This window comes from Rickettsia amblyommatis, from assembly GCF_002078335.1.
Taxonomy (GTDB): Bacteria; Pseudomonadota; Alphaproteobacteria; order Rickettsiales; family Rickettsiaceae; genus Rickettsia; species Rickettsia rickettsii.
Map to the genome: position 1 here is coordinate 1 of NZ_CP015014.1, position 18,345 is coordinate 18,345.

Below are 18,345 nucleotides of genomic sequence, written 5' to 3' on the forward strand. Positions count from 1 at the left end.
AAAGGTGTACGACAATAGATATTGTTAACTTAAATATCGGAGAAAGTGATGGAAGATTTTGATAAAAAGACTAAAGCAAAACAAATAAAAGATATAGAATAAGAATATAAATAAATATAGGATATGCCCGAGATTGTGGTGACAGAGCTTATGAAGCAAATCAGCAAAAACATCAAGACTTTTTACCAGCAGCAAAACTGTAGCCGCAAGAAAACAAAGAAGAGAAGATTTGAGAGGTATATAGAAGGCACCGTCAAGTGTTAAGAGAGGTATGCAAATTAAGAATTGAGAAATAAGTAGTAATCGTCTATATAGAGTGTCTTATTGGGGGAGGTTTCTAGTTTAACACAGTTCTATGAACATTCTTAATTAGTTACGAATTAAACAGACATTTTAGTTGTAACTATGTCTGTAAATCACACTATTTAAATAGTTGGATAAGTCAAACCCACTACTGTCTCCTGAGAATAGACTGTGACACCCTCCTAATTGCAAATTGTTGTATAAACAATACCCTATTTCCAATTGCTATTTTTGCTTATTGCCATAAGCTTGTGATATCAAACCTTTCATTTTCTTATGGATTTGGCTATTACTTCCTTAAAACCCTATGACTTGTAGGGTTCGTAGAGTTTTGACGGAGAGACTAACTCAAGTTGTATCAGACATCATGACTTATCAACATATCATTGCAATACTTCAAAGGTATGATCATCATTTTGATTGTACACAATTTGATAAGGCTATCAAGTTTCTCGTAAAATATTGCCACAATAATAAGTACTCATTAGAAATATCAGAAACCCTGATCTCAACATATCCTGATACTAAATCCGTTATTACATCTTTGTTATTTTTTAGCTCAGTAAAAAATCACTTAACATTAACACACATTAAATATCATTTTGGTGAAGAAATAGCTACGATATTTTTTTCACTGGTTGAGTTATTTCGAATACAAAATACATATTGTAATACAATACAAGAAACGTTTCAGTTGTTTTGTTCATTAAAGCCTAATATTGCAATCAGAGTCTTATTAATAAGATTTGCTTATTTATTACATAAAATAATATTTCATTGCAATATATCAGATATAGAATATTACTTAATGAGTGAAGAGATAAAAGATATATATGTACCTTTATTTAAAGAAATAACAGTAGAGAAAATTAACAATGTATTACAAAATGTTTGTTTAGAAATATTACAGCCTAAGTTATACAAATTTATAACCGATTTCTTAAAAGTAAACTATCAAAATCCAGATCAGTTAGTTATTAAAGTAATTAATTCATTTCATGATATTTTATCCAGATTGGATGTAGAATATGCAATATCAGGACGAGTTAAGTCTACTTATTCTATAGCACACAAGTTAGTAAATAAGTCTAATGAAATAAAAAACTTATGTGATATTATCGGCATCAGAGTAATAGTAGCACAAGATAATGAATGTTATAAGGTATTAAATACTATTTTTAACTATTATGCACATATTCCAAAACGAAATAAAGATTTTATTAAGTGCCCAAAGAAAAATAATTACCAATCACTACATACAGTAATAATAGATAAAGATTTACGGAAGCTAGAAGTACAAATACGTACCAGAAGGATGCACAACATTGCACAGTCTGGTTCTGCATCACATTTGCAATATAAACTCAACTTACAAAACAGTAATAATCTTGATATTGCTCATAACATATTAAATAAATTTATACTCAACACATTAAACCAATATAGTAGTATACCTACTATAGTACCTAAATATCTTAGAATAAATAGGTTAGACGGCTTAATATCATATATAATAGGACCCATAAAGCCAAACGACCGAACATTAAAACAAGGTGTATCTATCTATCATGAAAATACTAGATATTATGTTGATACAGCAAAAATAGTTAATGTAAATCAACAAACTTTGATCTTAGTGAGTAAAGGAAAACCATATATAGCAACAGATACAGGCAAGACATCACAACTACAAGGTGTATCGCTACAAAATATGTGGACAGATCAGAATAGTATTAAAAATTCACTATCAATGCTAAATAAGCGAGTTAGTTATAATACACAAATTAAGGAACGGCATCTCGAGCAACAGCTATACACAGAAAAAAACCTATCATCTAATGGTGAACTCTCTACAAATCAGCTTCAAGAAATCGAAATCGCAAATACCTCTAATAAAAATCCTAATCTAAATGATCATCATGCATACCTAAAATATTATATAAAATGTACAAATACACATACTACTTCTAGTATGCAAATGAAATCAGATTATGAATTAAATTACATAAACAAGAATGTATTGATAGATGCAGTGATACAAAATGATCAAAATACTGATAATCTTAGTAGGACTTTTAGTAAGAAATTAAAATTACAATGTGTCCCAGAGTGCAAGAAAAAAGACAAATTATTTTGCACAGAAGTGAATTTGCATTTGCAGAATGATAGTGACAATACAAATTGTAGCAGTGATGTCTCGAGTTCTCAAAAGAGAAGCTCTCAACAAAAAAAATGTATCAATACTGCTACCATAAAATTTATTTCAGATGATGACATAATGAATATTAGAATAGAAGAATTGATGATTATATTAAAGGATACTCAAATTACATATCTTGACTTAAGCAATAATAATATAGGAGATAAAGAAATCAAAATATTGACACCTATGTTAAAGGATACTCAAATTACATATCTTGACTTAAGCAATAATAATATAGGAGATAAAGAAATCAAAATATTGACACCTATGTTAAAGGATACTCAAATTACATATCTTGACTTAAGCAATAATAATATAGGAGATAAAGAAATCAAAATATTGACACCTATGTTAAAGGATACTCAAATTACATATCTTGACTTAAGCAATAATAATATAGGAGATAAAGAAATCAAAATATTGACACCTATGTTAAAAGATACTCAAATTACATATCTTAATCTTAGACAGAATTACATAGGTGATATAGGAGTTAGAGAACTGGCCAAGATATTGAATAATATGCACATTACATATCTTAATCTGAGCAGTAATGCGATAAACGATACTGGAACTGTAGAGCTGGCCGCTATATTAAAGGATACTCAAATTACACATCTTGACTTAAGCAGTAATAATGTAGGAGATACTACAATAGATGATGCAGTGGGACAACTAGCTGCTATATTGCCGGATACTAAAATTACACATCTTAATCTTGGATACAACTGTATAGACGCTGCAGGAATCATAGCACTTGCGAAGATATTGCCGGATACTAAAATTACACATCTTAGTCTTGAGTTTAATAATGTAGACAATGCTGGTGCAACAGCACTTGCGAAGATATTGAAGGATACTAAGATTACATATCTTAATCTTGATTGTAATGTGATAGGGCTGGGCGGAATTCGTACACTTACTACAATAGTTAAAGAGATGAATATTATAATTCATCTTACAGGGCAACAGCCATATCATGAAACTGATTATTATGATGGTCACTTTAGTAAACTACAACGTATAGAATTCCTACAACTAGATCCAGATTTAGTGCGAGAAATGGCTAATTCAACATCGGATAATACTGCAGAGAATGAAGAAAATGATTCAGGATGTGAGGTATGGGATACGGAATCTGATGATATTAGTGATACAGATAGTAATAGCACAATAACTATGAACAATGGCAATATTTATGGTGGTAATGGCACCATGACTATACGAATTAGTCACAGTATTGATACAATTAAAAGTCGTATTTATGGAATAAATAAGACACCAGATATAGAAGTCATACACAATGCACAGGTAATAATAGAGGATATAGATTGCATGGGAGCGTTATAGCCTAAAATTTTTAATGGTGCATTTAAGTCCATCCACCAGTGTGCCAAGCAAAGTGCGTAAGGAACAGTTGGTGAGAATCCAACCTACGTAAAGTATAGCCAACGGCGTAGAACACAACATGATGTAACGATATCTTCTTCCATTCTCTAAACTATCGTGCATGATGAAGTCCATAGACCAGCAATCATTTATTGTTTTATCGGCTCTTAACCTTTCCTCAGCATACATCTTTTTAAGTCGGGCATTCTTCGAGTCTAATTCCTTTAGCTCAGGTCTTAATGATATTGCTTTTCTGTAAGCCGCTAAGCTCTCATGATATCTGCCTTGCTTTTGCAGTATCATCCCCACATAACAATTTGCTGGTTCATTCTCGGGATTTAGCTGCAAGCACCTTCTCAAATATATTAATTCTTTATGATTTCCCTCTTCTCTTCCGTGCCAATACATCCCTAGTTCAAAATATCTACCCCATTTTTCTTGTTCTGCTGATGCCAATATTTTACCTTTGGGTGAACGTTGTTTGTGATTAGTCGCACTAATTTTCCCTACCCCATCTATTTTGTATCTTTGAAGTTTTTTAATGATTTTCCTCTCTAGCTTGTCTAGGACCCTCATTCACTGTTAAACTCTCGTTATTTAACAAAAAACATTTCTGCATGGGTGCATCAATCACTATTACCACTGTTATTATTTCCTGTAGCAAGTCTGATGCCCTCTGTGATGCTTGATACCTCAGATAAATGTATGTACAAGAGCAGTGCTTTTTTCTTTGTTATAGCGAAGACTCATATCAAACATCTTTATTGCTTCGTCATAACTTCCAAGCAAACATAATGTTATACCGCTAAAGTAATATGCTACGTAATTATCAGAATGGGTTTTGATTACTGACTTAAAACATAATAAAACTGACCTATAGCATCTTCGCTTATCTGTAGGTCTTTGCAGTAGCAGTAGTTGCTTCCCTACTCTTAACCACTCATCGTCATATTTGCTGAGTTTTAAAAAACTGATTAGCACTGTGATTGTTTTAGCGGTAGGTAATTTTGATGAGGATTGGTTATCATGATCTGCATTGTCAGCATTGCACGCTTGATCTACAAAACTCGTAACATTAGGGTCATAAGATATGTGAACTAATCTTGCAGTTTGGGTGACTTTAATCACCAGTCAACACGCTCCTTGTCCAAAATTTGAGTGTTTATTGGTTTTTCTTTTTATAAGATAGTTTGTACTTTATTATCAGCTCAATCCACTACCTCATACTTCTACTTTGTTAAATATATTTTTGGTGTGTCAAGAAATGTGTCAAGAAAATAGTTTTTGGCATTCAGAAACTATTTGTATGATATTTTGAGTTATTTATGGATATTGCACTAAGGATACAAAAATTTTTAAGTCAAAAAATTAAAGCTTATAAAATACAACAAAAAGATTTGGTATTAGGAACATCTTTATCGCGATCTACTATTAGCAAACTCCTAAACGCAATTTTACTTAATCCTAATATCATCACTATTCTTATAATTGCAACATTCTTTGAATGTGATATAGATGAAGTACTTGGTCGCACAAAATTTATAAAAAATACAAAAAAATATCAATTATATGTATCTTTAACTTTAAATGATATTAATAATAACTTATTCTCTTTTCTTAAAACAAAAATACAGCAACTTAACATTACAGAGTATATATTGGAAAAAAATTGCAGAGTAGGTAGTAGTACCATTACTCATTTTATTAATACAAATAGTGATAATAGGACTTTAAGTATTAAAGTTATAGTAAAACTGGCAGATTATTTTCAAATCGCTATAGATGAAATGATTGGTAGGACCAAAATATAAACATACATATTCCTATATGTTTATATGATTTGTACTACACTAAAATTTAGTTATAAGTCTGATCAAGAAACGTGATGAATAGTATTTGATCCTGCTTAACATTAAGCATCCTTGCTTTAATAAACAAAAACATTAAGTTAAGACATATAAGCATATATATGTCTATATACTTTTTTCTACAGCTTCTATAATTATTTCAGTCATTGTTACCTCCCTCCTAGCCGCCTCGATTTTTAATTTCTTATGCAATTCTTCTGGTAAAAAGATAGTCGTTCTCTTATGTTTTTGATCCTGTTGTTCATGTTTTATATTACCCGACACCCATGCATCAATAAATTGAGTAGTATTTTTTTGTACCGGTTTTTTGGGGAGCGCAATTCTTTTTCTTGTCATGACCTTTTCAATTAGTTATATTTTTCTAAAATTTCATTTGTTAAATCTGTTATTTCTCTAACGGCTAGATTGTCTCTATTATGCTTTTCCATAACTGTGGAACCAATAGCTGCTGTTTCTGCATATGCCACTCTCTGACAAATATGTGTTTGTAAAATATCCATACCGTAATGATCTAACGCTTGTTCCACATCTCGACCAATAGCAGTATTGGATATTTTCCTATTAATTAAAAAGGCGGACTTTATATTTTTTATTCCTTCTAATGGTTGAGATACTTCTTTTATAAGGCTAACCACTTCATTAGCTGCCCATATATCATAAGGTGACGGTTGCACTGGCATTACTACCAGGTCACTAGTAACTATTGCAGACTTAGCAACATCATATATCCTTGGTGGTCCATCAATAATTATATGATCATAATTCTTAACCAATTTTGATACCTCTTTATGTATTATTGGTTTTGTGAGCCCAACTACAGTGAATAAATTTTCTTTTCTACGAGTTGCAACCCAATCTAGAGAACTATTTTGTGGATCCGCATCTATTAAAAGCACTTTTTGCTTTTTTAGTGATAGACATGTTGCAACATTAATTGAAAGTGTAGTCTTACCTACACCTCCTTTTTGATTCAAGAAAGACAAAATCATAATAACATTATTTATTTTTTATACGATAATATAAATATATAAACATACATATGTCAATATGTTTATATTAGATTGTAAAAACATACATATATGTTAACATATACATGTTATGTGCTCTGATTTTAAAATAATTATTTTTTATGTGTGAAATAATTATTTTTATTGACATGTGTACAAAATATGTTTAACTATGATTATAATTCATTTATCTCAATGGCTTTATGCTGAAGAAAATAAACGTAAAAAGGATATCTTTAGATATTCCAGAGCATATTATAGAAAAGATTGATAAAATTTGTGCTGAAAACTTTATCACGCGCAGAAAGTGGTTTATAGATGCTGCAAATGATAAACTCGAGAAGTATAAATTAAATAAAATAGATACGATAGTGAAACAATAAACTACAGGTGCTAAGTGCTCAAAATAGCTAAAACTCAACACCTTGATTGATATGATATGCAAAAATAAACACGGGCAGAATGATTTTTACATATAATAAATATATACTATTTCTACGTAGCGGTCAAGGGTTTCAGGTACTTAGCTCCATAAAAGGAGCATAAAATGCAATCATTTTACCCGCTTGCTACGCCCAGTGATAATGTAGGTATACATCAGTACTATGATACCACAAAGAATCAATCATACGTCCCAATAACTGGGTGCGTATTATCTCATATATTATCAAGCAAAGAGTTATCTACTCTTGAGAAAATGTACTACATCTTAGCTGATGGGCTTTCTTGTATTAACTTCTCTAAGGGCCATAATAGATCTATATCTCTACCTGCTAAAAGCTGGGCAGAAAGACTATCTTGCTCTAAATCTGAAGTATTTGTGCTTCAGAAATCCCTGGAAGCTAAAGGACATTTCATTATTACTAGAGATAAGAACGATCAAGGTCAGAATAAACGTAATATTATTACTACAACAATACCTGATAAGGTTTTTAATGATCTTAAATATGAACCTGATAGGTTTGATCTAGGTGATATCGATAATACAAAAACACGTCACTCTAAGTCAGATAAGTTAGATTCTATAGATAATATCTTTGTGCCAACCATAGAAGGAAAAAGGCAACATCTTGAAAAAACTAAGATGTTTATAAGAGTACCTTATGAGTTCTTAAAGCAATTAAATTCTAATTGCAGCATTTCTGCAACAGCAAAGACTATAACACTCTATCTTTTTACAAAGATTTATAAATCTTCATTATCTAGTAATAATGATAAAGGTAACAGAGACACGGACAGTAAGGACAAAGACAACAGGATCACTACAGAGACTTATATTGATGCCAGTAACAGCAATAAGAATGATTACAAAGATTTTTATGATCATGCTTATGACCATGATCACTCTATAACTAATAATCTGCACTCTATTGTCACTTCTTATCAAGAATTACAGAAAGAACTTAAATTACATAGAAATTCTATTTCTAGAGCATTAAAGGATTTAGAAGATAATAATCTTATTAAGCGAGATAAGTTAGTTATCAGAAACAATGATGATTATAATAGCAGGGCTGATAAATCTTTATGGCAAATATCTCTTCTGAATATATCTCTCATAAATAACAATGATCAGAAAAAACAGAAAGAGCAAAAGCAACAAATAGTAATTGAGTATAATAACAATAAAGCCTTAGAAATCGCTAAAGAATGGAAATGCACAGAATATGACCCTCCTTGCACTGATTCTGGTCAATTATATAGTAAAGACTTTGTATCAAAGAATAGTATTATTAAAAATATAGATTATATAGATGTAAATCTTAAGAATTTATCTATAAATGATTCTTCAAACATATATAAATCTGAAGAAAATTTCAAAAAAGAGTTTTTGGGAAACGAGCAAAGCTCGTTTCCATCTGAATTTTATAACAATTCTTCTTTTTTAAATGATTCTGAAGCTGGTTGTTTTGTTTCTAAGGAAGAATACCATGAAACAGCTAGTCTTAAGCTACCTTGTGCTAATATACACCCCGAGATTGTTGCAAGAACCATCAAAGATATATCTGAAAATAAAGAATTAAGGCATTTCTATCCACTATCAGAAAAAGATGTAGATATACTTAACTTCAAAGCAAACAGGGAATTTAGCACTAACTTTGTAAACCAGTTACTATTGAAGCTATATATCAAATATCCTGAAAAGAAATTTAAGAATAAGTTTATCTTCTTAAGCTATATGAAGAAAGTGCTTGCGAGCGAAAAACATCAAGGACCACTTGTTAATCATACAACATTTAGATTCAGTTGTAATATAGGTGCTGAAGAGCAGAACATGTTAGAACATGAGCAATATTTAAGCCAAATAGAGAATTCATTTGATACCAGTAAAGAAATGCAGGTAAAGAAGAAGATAGCAGGAAGATTTAGCACTTCCATAGCGTATTCAATACTAACTCAAGTAGAGTTTAAGATAAGTGCCAACAACAGCTTTATAACTGTATTAATTCCAAGTAACCTAGCTTTAAGTGAGCGACAAATAGAGATCTTAAGTGAGCAGCTAGAAACAGTATATGGAATGAACGGTTATTATGTGCAGAAGGTAGAAGAGGTGGAGGATACAAGCAATGAAAGAAAGCGGAGAGATGAAGAAAAGGTAATGCTATATCCTAAAATTATAACATCTGATGTTGTGTCTGATGGTACACATGCAGGTATTTTAGCGAAAAGTGGGGGATTAGATACGATCGAAGCAAATACAGCATGGCATCATATCAGACAAGGATTAATTGAAGAGTTAGGAGAAGCTATGTATACAGCTTGGTTTGAAAAAGCAGTAGTGAAGGAGTGCAATGATACTTCTACACTAAAGTTTACAATGCCAGCAAGATTTATTGCGGATTGGGTGCGTAATAATTACTCTCATGTTATACAGAGGCTTGGCTCTAGTGCAGGGGTTAAGAGAGTGGAGTATGGATATTAGTTAAAAAATTATAGTCAAAGTAAGTGAAAACACAGGATCAAAAACATAAGAGAAGGTAATCCTCCCTAAAACAAAATCGACAAGAAGAGTAGAATTTTCTAATAACAAAAAAGGAGATTCTGTAAAATGACTATATCAAAGCATAGTGACAGCCAAATTATGTCTATATAGAGATCAAGGTATGGAGGTATGGATTTACCGATGATTACCAAGCTAAAGGCATTAGAATCGGAGAATGCCCGACTTAAAAAGATGTATGCTGAGGAAAGGTTAAGAGCTGATATATTCAAGGAAGTACTTGAAAAAAGTAAAGAAAGCCATCTCTTGTCCTTGAGATGGCTAAAATGATATCTGAAGAAAGAGGTATTGCTATAAGAACCGTATGCAAGATCTTTTGTGTCAGTGAAACCTGCTATAGATATAAGAAGAAGGTATCATCTGAGGATGATGTTATAGCTAGTTGGTTAATAGCATTTAACCAATAATCAAAAGACCTGGGGCTTCGGTTTTTGCTTTTTATATTTGCGTAATATCAAAGGTTTTGGTTGGAATCACAAACGTGTATACAGAATATATAAGGAATTAGCACTTAATATGAGAATAAAGTCTACGAAAAGATTACTTAGAGAAAAGCCTGAAAAGCTTATAGTACCTAAAACAATAAATGATTGCTGGTCTATGGACTTCATGCATGATAGTTGAGAGAATGGAAGAAGATATCGTTTATTTAATGTGATTGATGACTTTAATAGGGAGGGTCTTGGTATTGAGATTGACTTTTCGCTACCGGAAGAAAGAGTAATAAGGGCACTAGATCAAATTGTAGAATGGCGAGGCAGACCAAAATCTATACGCTGTGATAATGGACCTGAATATATAAGTAAATTATTGAGCAAGTGGTCAAAAAAGCAAAAGATCAAGTTGTTGTTCATTCAGCCAGGTCAATCTCAGCAAAATGCATATATTGAAAGATATAATAGGACTGTAAGATATGATTGGTTGAGCCAGCATTTTTATTTTATAATATACAAGAGTACAACAAGAGGTACGAGATCTTGCCACTAAAGGGCTTTGGTCATATAATAACGAAAGACCAAATATTGCTATAGGTGGTATAACGCCAATACAAAAATTAGCTTTGGCGGCTTAACTCTCTACTCTTTATTACCATTCAAAATGGGGGGATTACCATGTAAAATATAGATGAAAAGTAGCATTGCTACTTTTCATCTATAAGTGAGTAGGATGTCAAGATCCAATTGATCTTATTCTATTGAATTTTGCTAAATAACCTTATAAAGTCCTTAGATTTCATATAAAATGTGTTATTATTTCAACGAGCAATCAGCATAGCAATTCACTTAATCCTAAAAGGCTAGCATCATCATGATGTTGTTCTATGACAGTTATAGGTCTTGGTGGTAGTCGCGGGTGATCATAGACCGGTTCACAATTATCATATATTGGTATCCCAGAGTCTCTGCCCTCTATATGTAATTTAGCAAGTCTATGAGAATTGACATTACTGCTATCTTGAATAGAGCTATCAGTTGAACTCATTAACTCCATTCTTTCGTGATCGTCAGAATGTGAGCTAGAGGGATTTGAAGTATCATACGTAGCTTTTGTATATTGAGCCCTCTTACTAGAAATGTTTACAATAGCATACTCCGCTCCATCTGCCGAAGAACTGTCACTGTAATATATTTTAGCTTTTCTACTATTAATCCCCATTAGAGTAGGATCACCAATATTAATATCAGCAGTTTCTGTTTGCGCCACAGGTGTTTTCTTACAGAATTTATTATACATATGAGTTAGTAAATATGTAATTGATACGGCTGATGCTAAAACTAACCCGCCTACGAGCATAGTATTATCTTGGCTATGTTGTGTATCGTAGTTACTAATATCAGTACTATTGGTACTATTGTAATCTATAACTTCATAATTACTAGTATAGTTTAAGCTTATATTTTTGGTTACAGTTGTAAAGAAGAAGTCTAGTATAGATGAAGTGGTGTTATTAACTACGTCAGGTGTTACTTCTTGCAGCATGTGTTTTAACTTATCAGACATATATTCTATAAGGAAGATACCACATTTTCCAGTTTTTGGTGTACGTATAGATACATCATGACCTTGTAGCACTACCTTATGCACATTTTTAATCAGTACTGACTCATCTGTAAAACACCGATGTTCATACAATAATGGAGTGTTATTAGGACTAAAGATTTTATATTCTGTCCCAAAGATTCTTGTATTATCGAATGAGTTTACCACTCTAAATATGGTATCATTGAGGTGTTCAACATATGCTGTGAGGCCTAAAGAGTTCTTACTTTTGCTTAAAAATTCAAAAATATTGCATTCTACTGCTTTATCGAGTGAACAATTGTTAGTAGGGAAACATTTACTAGAAATAAGTTGCTGATCCATAAGATAATATTTGCGACTACGTAACATGTTGCCAAGTTTTATAACATCAAATGTTTTATTACTATCTGCACATGTGTTGGTATGACCCCAGATTGTGTGGAATGTATTTAGCAATAGTGGAAAAATTTCATTCATTTGTATCACTCTAGTTTTATTAAAAAGTTATTTATTAGTGGTATTGATTTATATTGCCACTATCTTGCCCTGGCCCATCATATAACCTTTTTTAATTTTATCAATTAGATTATTGAAAGATATTATGAATTATTACACAAAGATAACCAATTATATTTAGGCAATATAAAAATTGAATAGCTTAAGAGTACGAACTTAATAAATTATAAATATTAGATTATCTTGTCTAATGTTAATTAGGTGTTTGAGTTAGGTTTAGAGAATTTAAGATATTTTTAGTTTTTGGTGGCACTTCTTCTTTAGTTACTAAACTTGCTAGAGTCCCATCAAGATTAAATCTTTGTGCTCCTTCAATAAGGAGTGTTTTATATCTGTAATCAGAGCAATACCTTACTAAAAAATCTACGAATCTGTTGTTTTGAAAAGATCCTTTTCTGTCGCTATAACTTTCTTACTACAGCGGTTTTGCAGGAATAGGGAAACATAGGGGGTATTTTGTTTGCAGTAATTTTAATATTTGTTTCGATTCTTCTCTCCATCCAGCAAGTTTAGCTTTAAGAGCCTCTTTTTGCGCTGCAGCTAAAGCGAAGGCTTTAGCTGCTTTAATTTGTTCTTTAGAAACTTTACCTTCTTGAGATTTATCGTTACTGGCACTTAGCTTAACAGTTACAGTCAATTTAGCATTAGCAGGTTCATTTTGTAATGCCGGCTTCTCGATGACTACTGCTTGTTTTTTAGTTTATTTATTTTGTCCATTTTCAGTTTTTAGAAAGAAGATTAGAGCGTTTAGATAATGGTGAAATAGTATTTGCAAAAGTAAAAGATTTCTTTATGGTTTAAGACACCAATGCGAGATAGAGATTAATAAAGTATATGAGGAAGCAAGGTTACCTTTTCTGGTAACTGCTAAGTCATTTAAGGAGCTTGGAATAGATAAGAGTCAACACGCCATAAAGGACCTGCTCATTATATGAAGGCCTACGAATGGGAGGAAAAGAATAAAGAAATAATAGCTGAGAATGCCAATAAGATATATGAGAATCTGGAATAGTATTTGGTAGGATTTCATATACGAAACCGGTGTTTACTAAAGAAGATATAGCTATAGCATTATCAGACGCATTAATGGTGCATTTAGTAGCGAAAGATAGCAAGATTACGCAAAAGCAAGAAGCGATGAGAGCATTTGGAGCAGGGCTAATTAAGGAGCAAGATAGTAATGTAACTGCAGCAGAAAGTATAGGTAACAATCTAGCCATTGAGCATTTGAACAAAGAATATAGTGAGGAGTTTTTAAAGCTTCACAACAAGCTACTTGTATCAGACAAAATAGAGCTGATGGTTAAAAACTTTGGAGAATCGCACGGAAAAGTTACGTTATATAAAAATATTGTTCGTGACGTATCTGTTCTGCATTCAGCACAACTCGGTATGAATATCAATGATTTACCGGGTAGTCATCATGAAGAGATAGCACGAGACGTGTATAGTACTATATCGGAGTGGAGTAGTAAGTATACGCATAGATAATGCTGACAAAAACAAGATTGCACACCAAGTATATGCAGAACATTGTACGTTACGAGCTTGGAAGCAGAAATCATATGAACAAGTTACTACTGGGTATAAGGTTTATTCTGATTATCAAAAACATCGTGAACAGACAAGATTAGCGGATATTGAAAGGGAAGCAGAACTCAAGACATTAATATCACATACACAGCAAATACAGCATGCGATCTTGATATCCAAGACAGCATCAGAGGTGTTTGTAGCCTTAGAAAAAGATCAGAAGTTTTTTGTAGCATTAAATGGCAATATCAAATGCTAAGACTATCGAGCAAGATAAGTGAATTACTAATATGCATAATATGATAGTGTATGCCCAAAAACATGGTATATTAAAGGATCACGAGATACTAAATCAATTTAACTCTTCTGATAGCCATAATGTGCTTAAGAATTTAAGTACAACATGTGAGAAGCATTATATGGAGCATCATGGCGAGAATATTAAGCAGCTATTAGATGATGAGCATGTGATGGTAGGAGCTAAGAAATATTCATGCCCGCTTAAATATATGAAGCATGAGAGGCAAAATAATATACCAAGCTTTGTAGATGAGAAGCATATAGCATCAGCCTTTGCTAAGGTCAAAGCAAAAGTTAAAGAGCTGCGCTTAGAGAAAGAGTTAGAACATACAATGACCATGAGATTATAAGGATTGACAAGCATGACTAATGAAGAGCATAATCAGAAACAACAGCAAACAGACTTAGAAAATAGCGGTGTTTCTGAGCGTCCAAGACATGATGAATTATTTAAAAAGGTCATGAGTGAACCTATTGCTGCTCGTGAGTTTCTAGAGCATTATTTGCCAGTATCATTTAAGAACAAGATTAATCTAAATAGTGTTAAAATAGAAAAGGAAAGCTTTGTTACGGAAGATTTAAGAAAGAGACTCAGTGACATTATTTATTCTGTTTCTTTACAAAAGGATAATACTACTGATAGTGTAGATAATGACAAAGCTTACGTATATGTGCTTATAGAACATCAGTCTATTAGTGATTACTGGATTGCCTTTAGACTGTGGCAGTATATGCTGCTATTATGTGAAAGACATAAGGACGCAAATAAGGGTAACAACAAACAAGAAAGAGATAAACTCCCTCTAATATGTCCTATAGTAGTATATGCAAATGATAAACCTTATAATGCTCCAAGGAGCTTTTGGGAATTATTTGAAGATAGTAATACTGCTAAAACTCTAATGTTAGATGAATACTTGCTTGTTGATTTGCAAAAACAAAGTGATGATGAAATAGAGAAAAAAAAGCATCTTGGTATGATGGAGTATATGCTTAAACATATCAAGGCTCGTGATATCTTAAATCTATGGCAAAGCCTACTTGAGAGGTTTGAAAGTAGTATAGAAATAGATAAGGAAAATGGATACATTTACATTAAATGGTTATTGTGGTATAGTGATGCTAAGGTAGATGAAGATAAACAAGCAGAGCTAGCTAAAATCATAGCAAAACATCTAAATAAAGCAGACGGGGAGGGGCTTATGAGAACTATTGCTGATAAATATATTGATGAGGGGATTGCTCAAGGCATGCAGATTGGTAAGAATGAGGGAAAACATGAAAGAACTATGGAAGTAGCTAAAAATATGCTTTCTAATAATTACTCTATTCCTGAGGTTTCTCGTATTACCGGCTTATCTATTTCTGAAATCAATAACCTTCTCAAAGCCTAATTCTTGAGTCAAAGGGGCTTCGCCCCTTGACTTAAATTCTTCTAAATCTATTTCTTTCTTGTCATTTTTTCCATAAGATTATCGTTATCTTTAGCTTTTCCTAAAACACTCACATCACAACCTTGTATTGTAACGTTATTGGCTCCTGTGACGGTAAAATATCTTGGAAATTTAGTTGTAACTAAGTACGCAGTACCGCCTGATATGATTGCTGAAAATAATATCACTAAGCACATATTCTTCAGAAAACTAATATTACTACATTCTGTAACATAAGCTGCACTAGCAGAGAGTTTTTGACTATATTCATCTAGTTTTTTTCCAGTGTGCGGATTAAGTCTCTATTTACAGACACCGTATCATTATGTGCATTATTTAATGCTTGTAGCTTTTCCTGATATACATCATCAATATGTTTTGCCATATTAGGCAGAATATTACTGATCTCTTTTTGATCTGTTCCGGCAATATAGTTAAAACACCCACTTCATTTTGCAGTATCTTATATTGATTTTTTTGGGCAGCAATAGTTCGGTTAAATGTTTTAACCGCATCATTAAGTTGGTCTGCACTACTAGATAGAATTGTGCTTAGTTCTTGCTGATGCTTCTCTAGTGCTTTAGTAGAAAAACTAAGCTGATGCTTTATTTTATTTGCTGCATCGGCATCAATGATGTGCTCTGCATTGAGATCAGTAGCTGATTGCTATGCTTCTACACTATTTTCTGTATCTTGGGTATTGTGTTCTACCTGTCACCCCCATATTGAATCTGCTAAATCTCATGTAGCAAGTTACGCTAATTCAGCTTTGGTAGCTTTATATTGGAATGTTGGTTCACTAATTAACGATGAGATTCTACATAATGCTAGAGCTGAGTATGGAGCACAGATTTTATCAAATTTATCGCAAGAACTGATATTGTTATATGGAAACGGTTTTGATGGACCTAACCTTTCTCGTATGGTTAAATTCTCAAAATTATAATCTCAAGAGATTTGTGTGACGTTGTCACAACAATTATCTTGGTATAATAAGGCTTATAGTTATTGAAGATGAATTAAAAAGGAATTTCTATGCAGAGATGTGTAGGTTAGAACGTTGGAGTGTAAGGATTTTAAGGCAAAATAGACAATATGCTTTTTGAGCGCACTGCGATTGCTAAGAAACCAGAATTAAAAATGAAATAAGAAAATTACAACTTGTCACCAAAAGATCTAATAGAACATAAATTAAAACAAGCTATCTCTATAGCTAGAGAAACGTCGTAATGAAAAAGAAGCACATGTAGGGATTGATACTCAAATCCAGGTTATCTAGGATGTCAAGATATATATTATGTAGGCAATTTCAAAGGTATAGGCAAGGTTTATTCCCAGGTATTTATTGATAGCTATAGCAGAGTGGCTGATGTTAAACTATATACTGAAAAAACTGCAATTACTGCCGCTGATATGCTTAATGATAGAGTGTTACCATGGTATGAGAGCTAAGGTATACCAATGCTTCGTATTCTGACAGATCATGTCTTAGAATATAAGGGCAATATAGAGCATCATGCTTTTGAGTTGTTTCTCAGTATAGAAGGTGTAGAGCATACCACAACTAAAGCATATTCAGCTCAAACTAATTGTATGTGTGAGCGTTTTACTAAAACAATGAAACAAGAATTCTGTGATATAGCTATGCGCAAGAAGATTTATACATCATTAGATGATTTGATCTTGATATTTGGTTAGAGTATTTCAATTATACTGGAAAATGAGCACAAAAGTATGCTAGAAATTAAATAAGCTCCTGAGCAAGATAACGATAAATAGTTGCTTTTGATAAATTAAACTCTTGCATTAAAGTTTTGATCTTAACACCCTGCTCTCGCTTCTCTTTCAACACACTTAATTGTTCATGTGTTAAGTATTTCTTCTTACCAAACTTCACGCCTCTCTCTTTTGCTTTTAAGATCCCATCCATTTGTCGCTCAGCTCTAATCTCAGTTTCAAATTGTCCGATCGCTCCTAACACATTAAATATTAATCGACCGGTTGCATCTTTAGTATCTATATTTTGATCTAGAACTTTAAGTGCTACAGATTTCTGTTCTAAAATCTCAGCAATTTTGCATAAATGTGCAGTAGAGCGTGCTAATCTATCTAGTTTCGTGACAGTGAATATATCGCCTTCACGTACATAATCTAATGCATTTTTTAGCACACTTCTTGTTTCGTCAAGACCGGATTTCTTTTCTTGAAAGATTTTATCACAATCTTTTAATTTATCCAGTTGTACACTTAGCGACTGTCCTGATGAACTAACTCTCGCATATCCTACTGTTGCCATATTTATGTCTTATAATCTTTTAAAGTTTACAAGAATTATATAAAGAGACATTAATTAAGACAAGAGTTTTTGAAGTCTCTTAAAGTATACTTTATGATATGATACTTAATAAATGCTAATATCAGACTAATATACAATATCTCCTTAACTTTATTAGTAATACTTTAAATTTTTAATTATCATTATCATGATATTTTGTTTAACTTTGATTGGTAGGTTCTAATTAAAGAATATAGCTACTTTTAAGAATTTAAAAATGTTAATGGTGTCATAGCGTCTAAAATCTCAAGTTTTAGTGTAAAATCCTGAACATAATGCATAGATGTGACAGAACCTCTATATCACAGAACTTGGCAATAAATGCAATAGAATCCTATATATTGCTGAAGAAGTGATAAAGTTTTTATAACACAAATTGGTTCATTTTTAATTACTCATACATTTATTTTGCCTTATTAACTTTCTTTGAAGTGA

Annotated in this window: 16 protein-coding genes and 3 pseudogenes; 10 read left to right on the top strand and 9 right to left on the bottom strand. The window is 32.2% G+C overall.

Features of this window, described 5'->3' with window-relative positions; translation table 11 throughout:
- Positions 1-670 precede the first annotated feature (670 nt).
- Positions 671-3,856 carry a guanosine polyphosphate pyrophosphohydrolase/synthetase gene (locus A3305_RS08345; protein ID WP_013006745.1) on the top strand — a complete coding sequence of 1,062 codons (3,186 nt, stop codon included), beginning with the start codon at positions 671-673 and terminating at the stop codon, positions 3,854-3,856.
- Here the strand turns inward: A3305_RS08345 and A3305_RS11055 are convergent.
- Together A3305_RS11055 and A3305_RS08355 are read right to left on the bottom strand one after the other, a co-directional pair.
- Positions 3,851-4,471, bottom strand: a complete 621-nt coding sequence (locus A3305_RS11055; protein WP_013006746.1) for a tetratricopeptide repeat protein — start codon at positions 4,469-4,471, stop codon at positions 3,851-3,853. The two genes, A3305_RS08345 and A3305_RS11055, sit on opposite strands and share 6 nt — an antisense overlap.
- Before the next feature lie 117 nt (positions 4,472-4,588).
- Entirely contained in the window at positions 4,589-5,023 is a 435-nt protein-coding gene (locus A3305_RS08355; protein ID WP_013006747.1) for a hypothetical protein, read from the bottom strand.
- 197 nt (positions 5,024-5,220) lie between these two features.
- Here A3305_RS08355 and A3305_RS08360 point away from each other — a divergent pair, with 197 nt between their 5' ends.
- Positions 5,221-5,706 (top strand): helix-turn-helix domain-containing protein, encoded by a 486-nt coding sequence (locus tag A3305_RS08360; protein ID WP_013006748.1) that lies wholly within the window; start codon positions 5,221-5,223, stop codon positions 5,704-5,706.
- Between the two features lie 162 nt (positions 5,707-5,868).
- On the opposite strand, the gene A3305_RS08365 is transcribed toward A3305_RS08360, so the two are convergent.
- Positions 5,869-6,099 (bottom strand): CopG family transcriptional regulator, encoded by a 231-nt coding sequence (locus A3305_RS08365; protein WP_014392852.1) that lies wholly within the window; start codon positions 6,097-6,099, stop codon positions 5,869-5,871.
- Between the two features lie 11 nt (positions 6,100-6,110).
- Positions 6,111-6,755, bottom strand: a complete 645-nt coding sequence (gene parA / locus A3305_RS08370) for a ParA family partition ATPase (RefSeq protein ID WP_331270790.1) — start codon at positions 6,753-6,755, stop codon at positions 6,111-6,113.
- Positions 6,756-6,973: 218 nt separating this feature from the next.
- Here parA and A3305_RS08375 point away from each other — a divergent pair, with 218 nt between their 5' ends.
- From A3305_RS08375 to A3305_RS08385, 3 genes and pseudogenes are all read left to right on the top strand, one after another.
- Positions 6,974-7,153: a hypothetical protein gene (locus tag A3305_RS08375; protein WP_013006751.1), complete on the top strand. Its 180-nt coding sequence runs from the start codon at positions 6,974-6,976 to the stop codon at positions 7,151-7,153.
- 164 nt (positions 7,154-7,317) lie between these two features.
- On the top strand, positions 7,318-9,693 hold the full coding sequence (locus A3305_RS08380; RefSeq protein WP_013006752.1) for a DnaA N-terminal domain-containing protein: 2,376 nt from the start codon (positions 7,318-7,320) through the stop codon (positions 9,691-9,693).
- Between the two features lie 171 nt (positions 9,694-9,864).
- Positions 9,865-10,843, top strand: a pseudogene (locus A3305_RS08385) (IS3 family transposase); the annotation flags it as partial.
- A gap of 194 nt (positions 10,844-11,037) precedes the next feature.
- On the opposite strand, the gene A3305_RS08390 reads toward A3305_RS08385, so the two are convergent.
- The 3 genes and pseudogenes from A3305_RS08390 to A3305_RS08400 form a co-directional block, all read right to left on the bottom strand.
- Positions 11,038-12,135 carry a hypothetical protein gene (locus A3305_RS08390; protein ID WP_226984119.1) on the bottom strand — a complete coding sequence of 366 codons (1,098 nt, stop codon included), beginning with the start codon at positions 12,133-12,135 and terminating at the stop codon, positions 11,038-11,040.
- Positions 12,136-12,502: 367 nt separating this feature from the next.
- Positions 12,503-12,646, bottom strand: a pseudogene (locus A3305_RS08395) (hypothetical protein); the annotation flags it as partial.
- A 78-nt stretch (positions 12,647-12,724) separates the two neighbouring features.
- On the bottom strand, positions 12,725-12,946 hold the full coding sequence (locus A3305_RS08400; RefSeq protein ID WP_014392856.1) for a hypothetical protein: 222 nt from the start codon (positions 12,944-12,946) through the stop codon (positions 12,725-12,727).
- Positions 12,947-13,350: 404 nt separating this feature from the next.
- On the opposite strand from A3305_RS08400, the gene A3305_RS11060 reads away from it, so the two are divergent.
- The 3 genes from A3305_RS11060 (at position 13,351) to A3305_RS08415 (ending at position 15,536) form a co-directional block, all read left to right on the top strand.
- Positions 13,351-13,800: a hypothetical protein gene (locus A3305_RS11060; protein ID WP_013006754.1), complete on the top strand. Its 450-nt coding sequence runs from the start codon at positions 13,351-13,353 to the stop codon at positions 13,798-13,800.
- Between the two features lie 341 nt (positions 13,801-14,141).
- Positions 14,142-14,492 (top strand): hypothetical protein, encoded by a 351-nt coding sequence (locus A3305_RS08410; RefSeq protein WP_226984110.1) that lies wholly within the window; start codon positions 14,142-14,144, stop codon positions 14,490-14,492.
- A gap of 12 nt (positions 14,493-14,504) precedes the next feature.
- Positions 14,505-15,536 (top strand): Rpn family recombination-promoting nuclease/putative transposase, encoded by a 1,032-nt coding sequence (locus tag A3305_RS08415; RefSeq protein WP_013006755.1) that lies wholly within the window; start codon positions 14,505-14,507, stop codon positions 15,534-15,536.
- A gap of 47 nt (positions 15,537-15,583) precedes the next feature.
- On the opposite strand, the gene A3305_RS08420 is transcribed toward A3305_RS08415, so the two are convergent.
- On the bottom strand, positions 15,584-15,772 hold the full coding sequence (locus A3305_RS08420; protein WP_013006756.1) for a hypothetical protein: 189 nt from the start codon (positions 15,770-15,772) through the stop codon (positions 15,584-15,586).
- Positions 15,773-16,206: 434 nt separating this feature from the next.
- Between A3305_RS08420 and A3305_RS08430 the strand changes: the two genes are divergently transcribed.
- Entirely contained in the window at positions 16,207-16,521 is a 315-nt protein-coding gene (locus A3305_RS08430) for a DUF1016 N-terminal domain-containing protein (RefSeq protein WP_013006759.1), read from the top strand.
- Positions 16,522-16,788: 267 nt separating this feature from the next.
- A pseudogene (locus A3305_RS08435) lies at positions 16,789-17,284 on the top strand (IS481 family transposase); the annotation flags it as partial.
- A gap of 35 nt (positions 17,285-17,319) precedes the next feature.
- On the opposite strand, the gene A3305_RS08440 reads toward A3305_RS08435, so the two are convergent.
- Positions 17,320-17,871: a recombinase family protein gene (locus tag A3305_RS08440; protein WP_013006760.1), complete on the bottom strand. Its 552-nt coding sequence runs from the start codon at positions 17,869-17,871 to the stop codon at positions 17,320-17,322.
- Positions 17,872-18,345 lie beyond the last annotated feature (474 nt).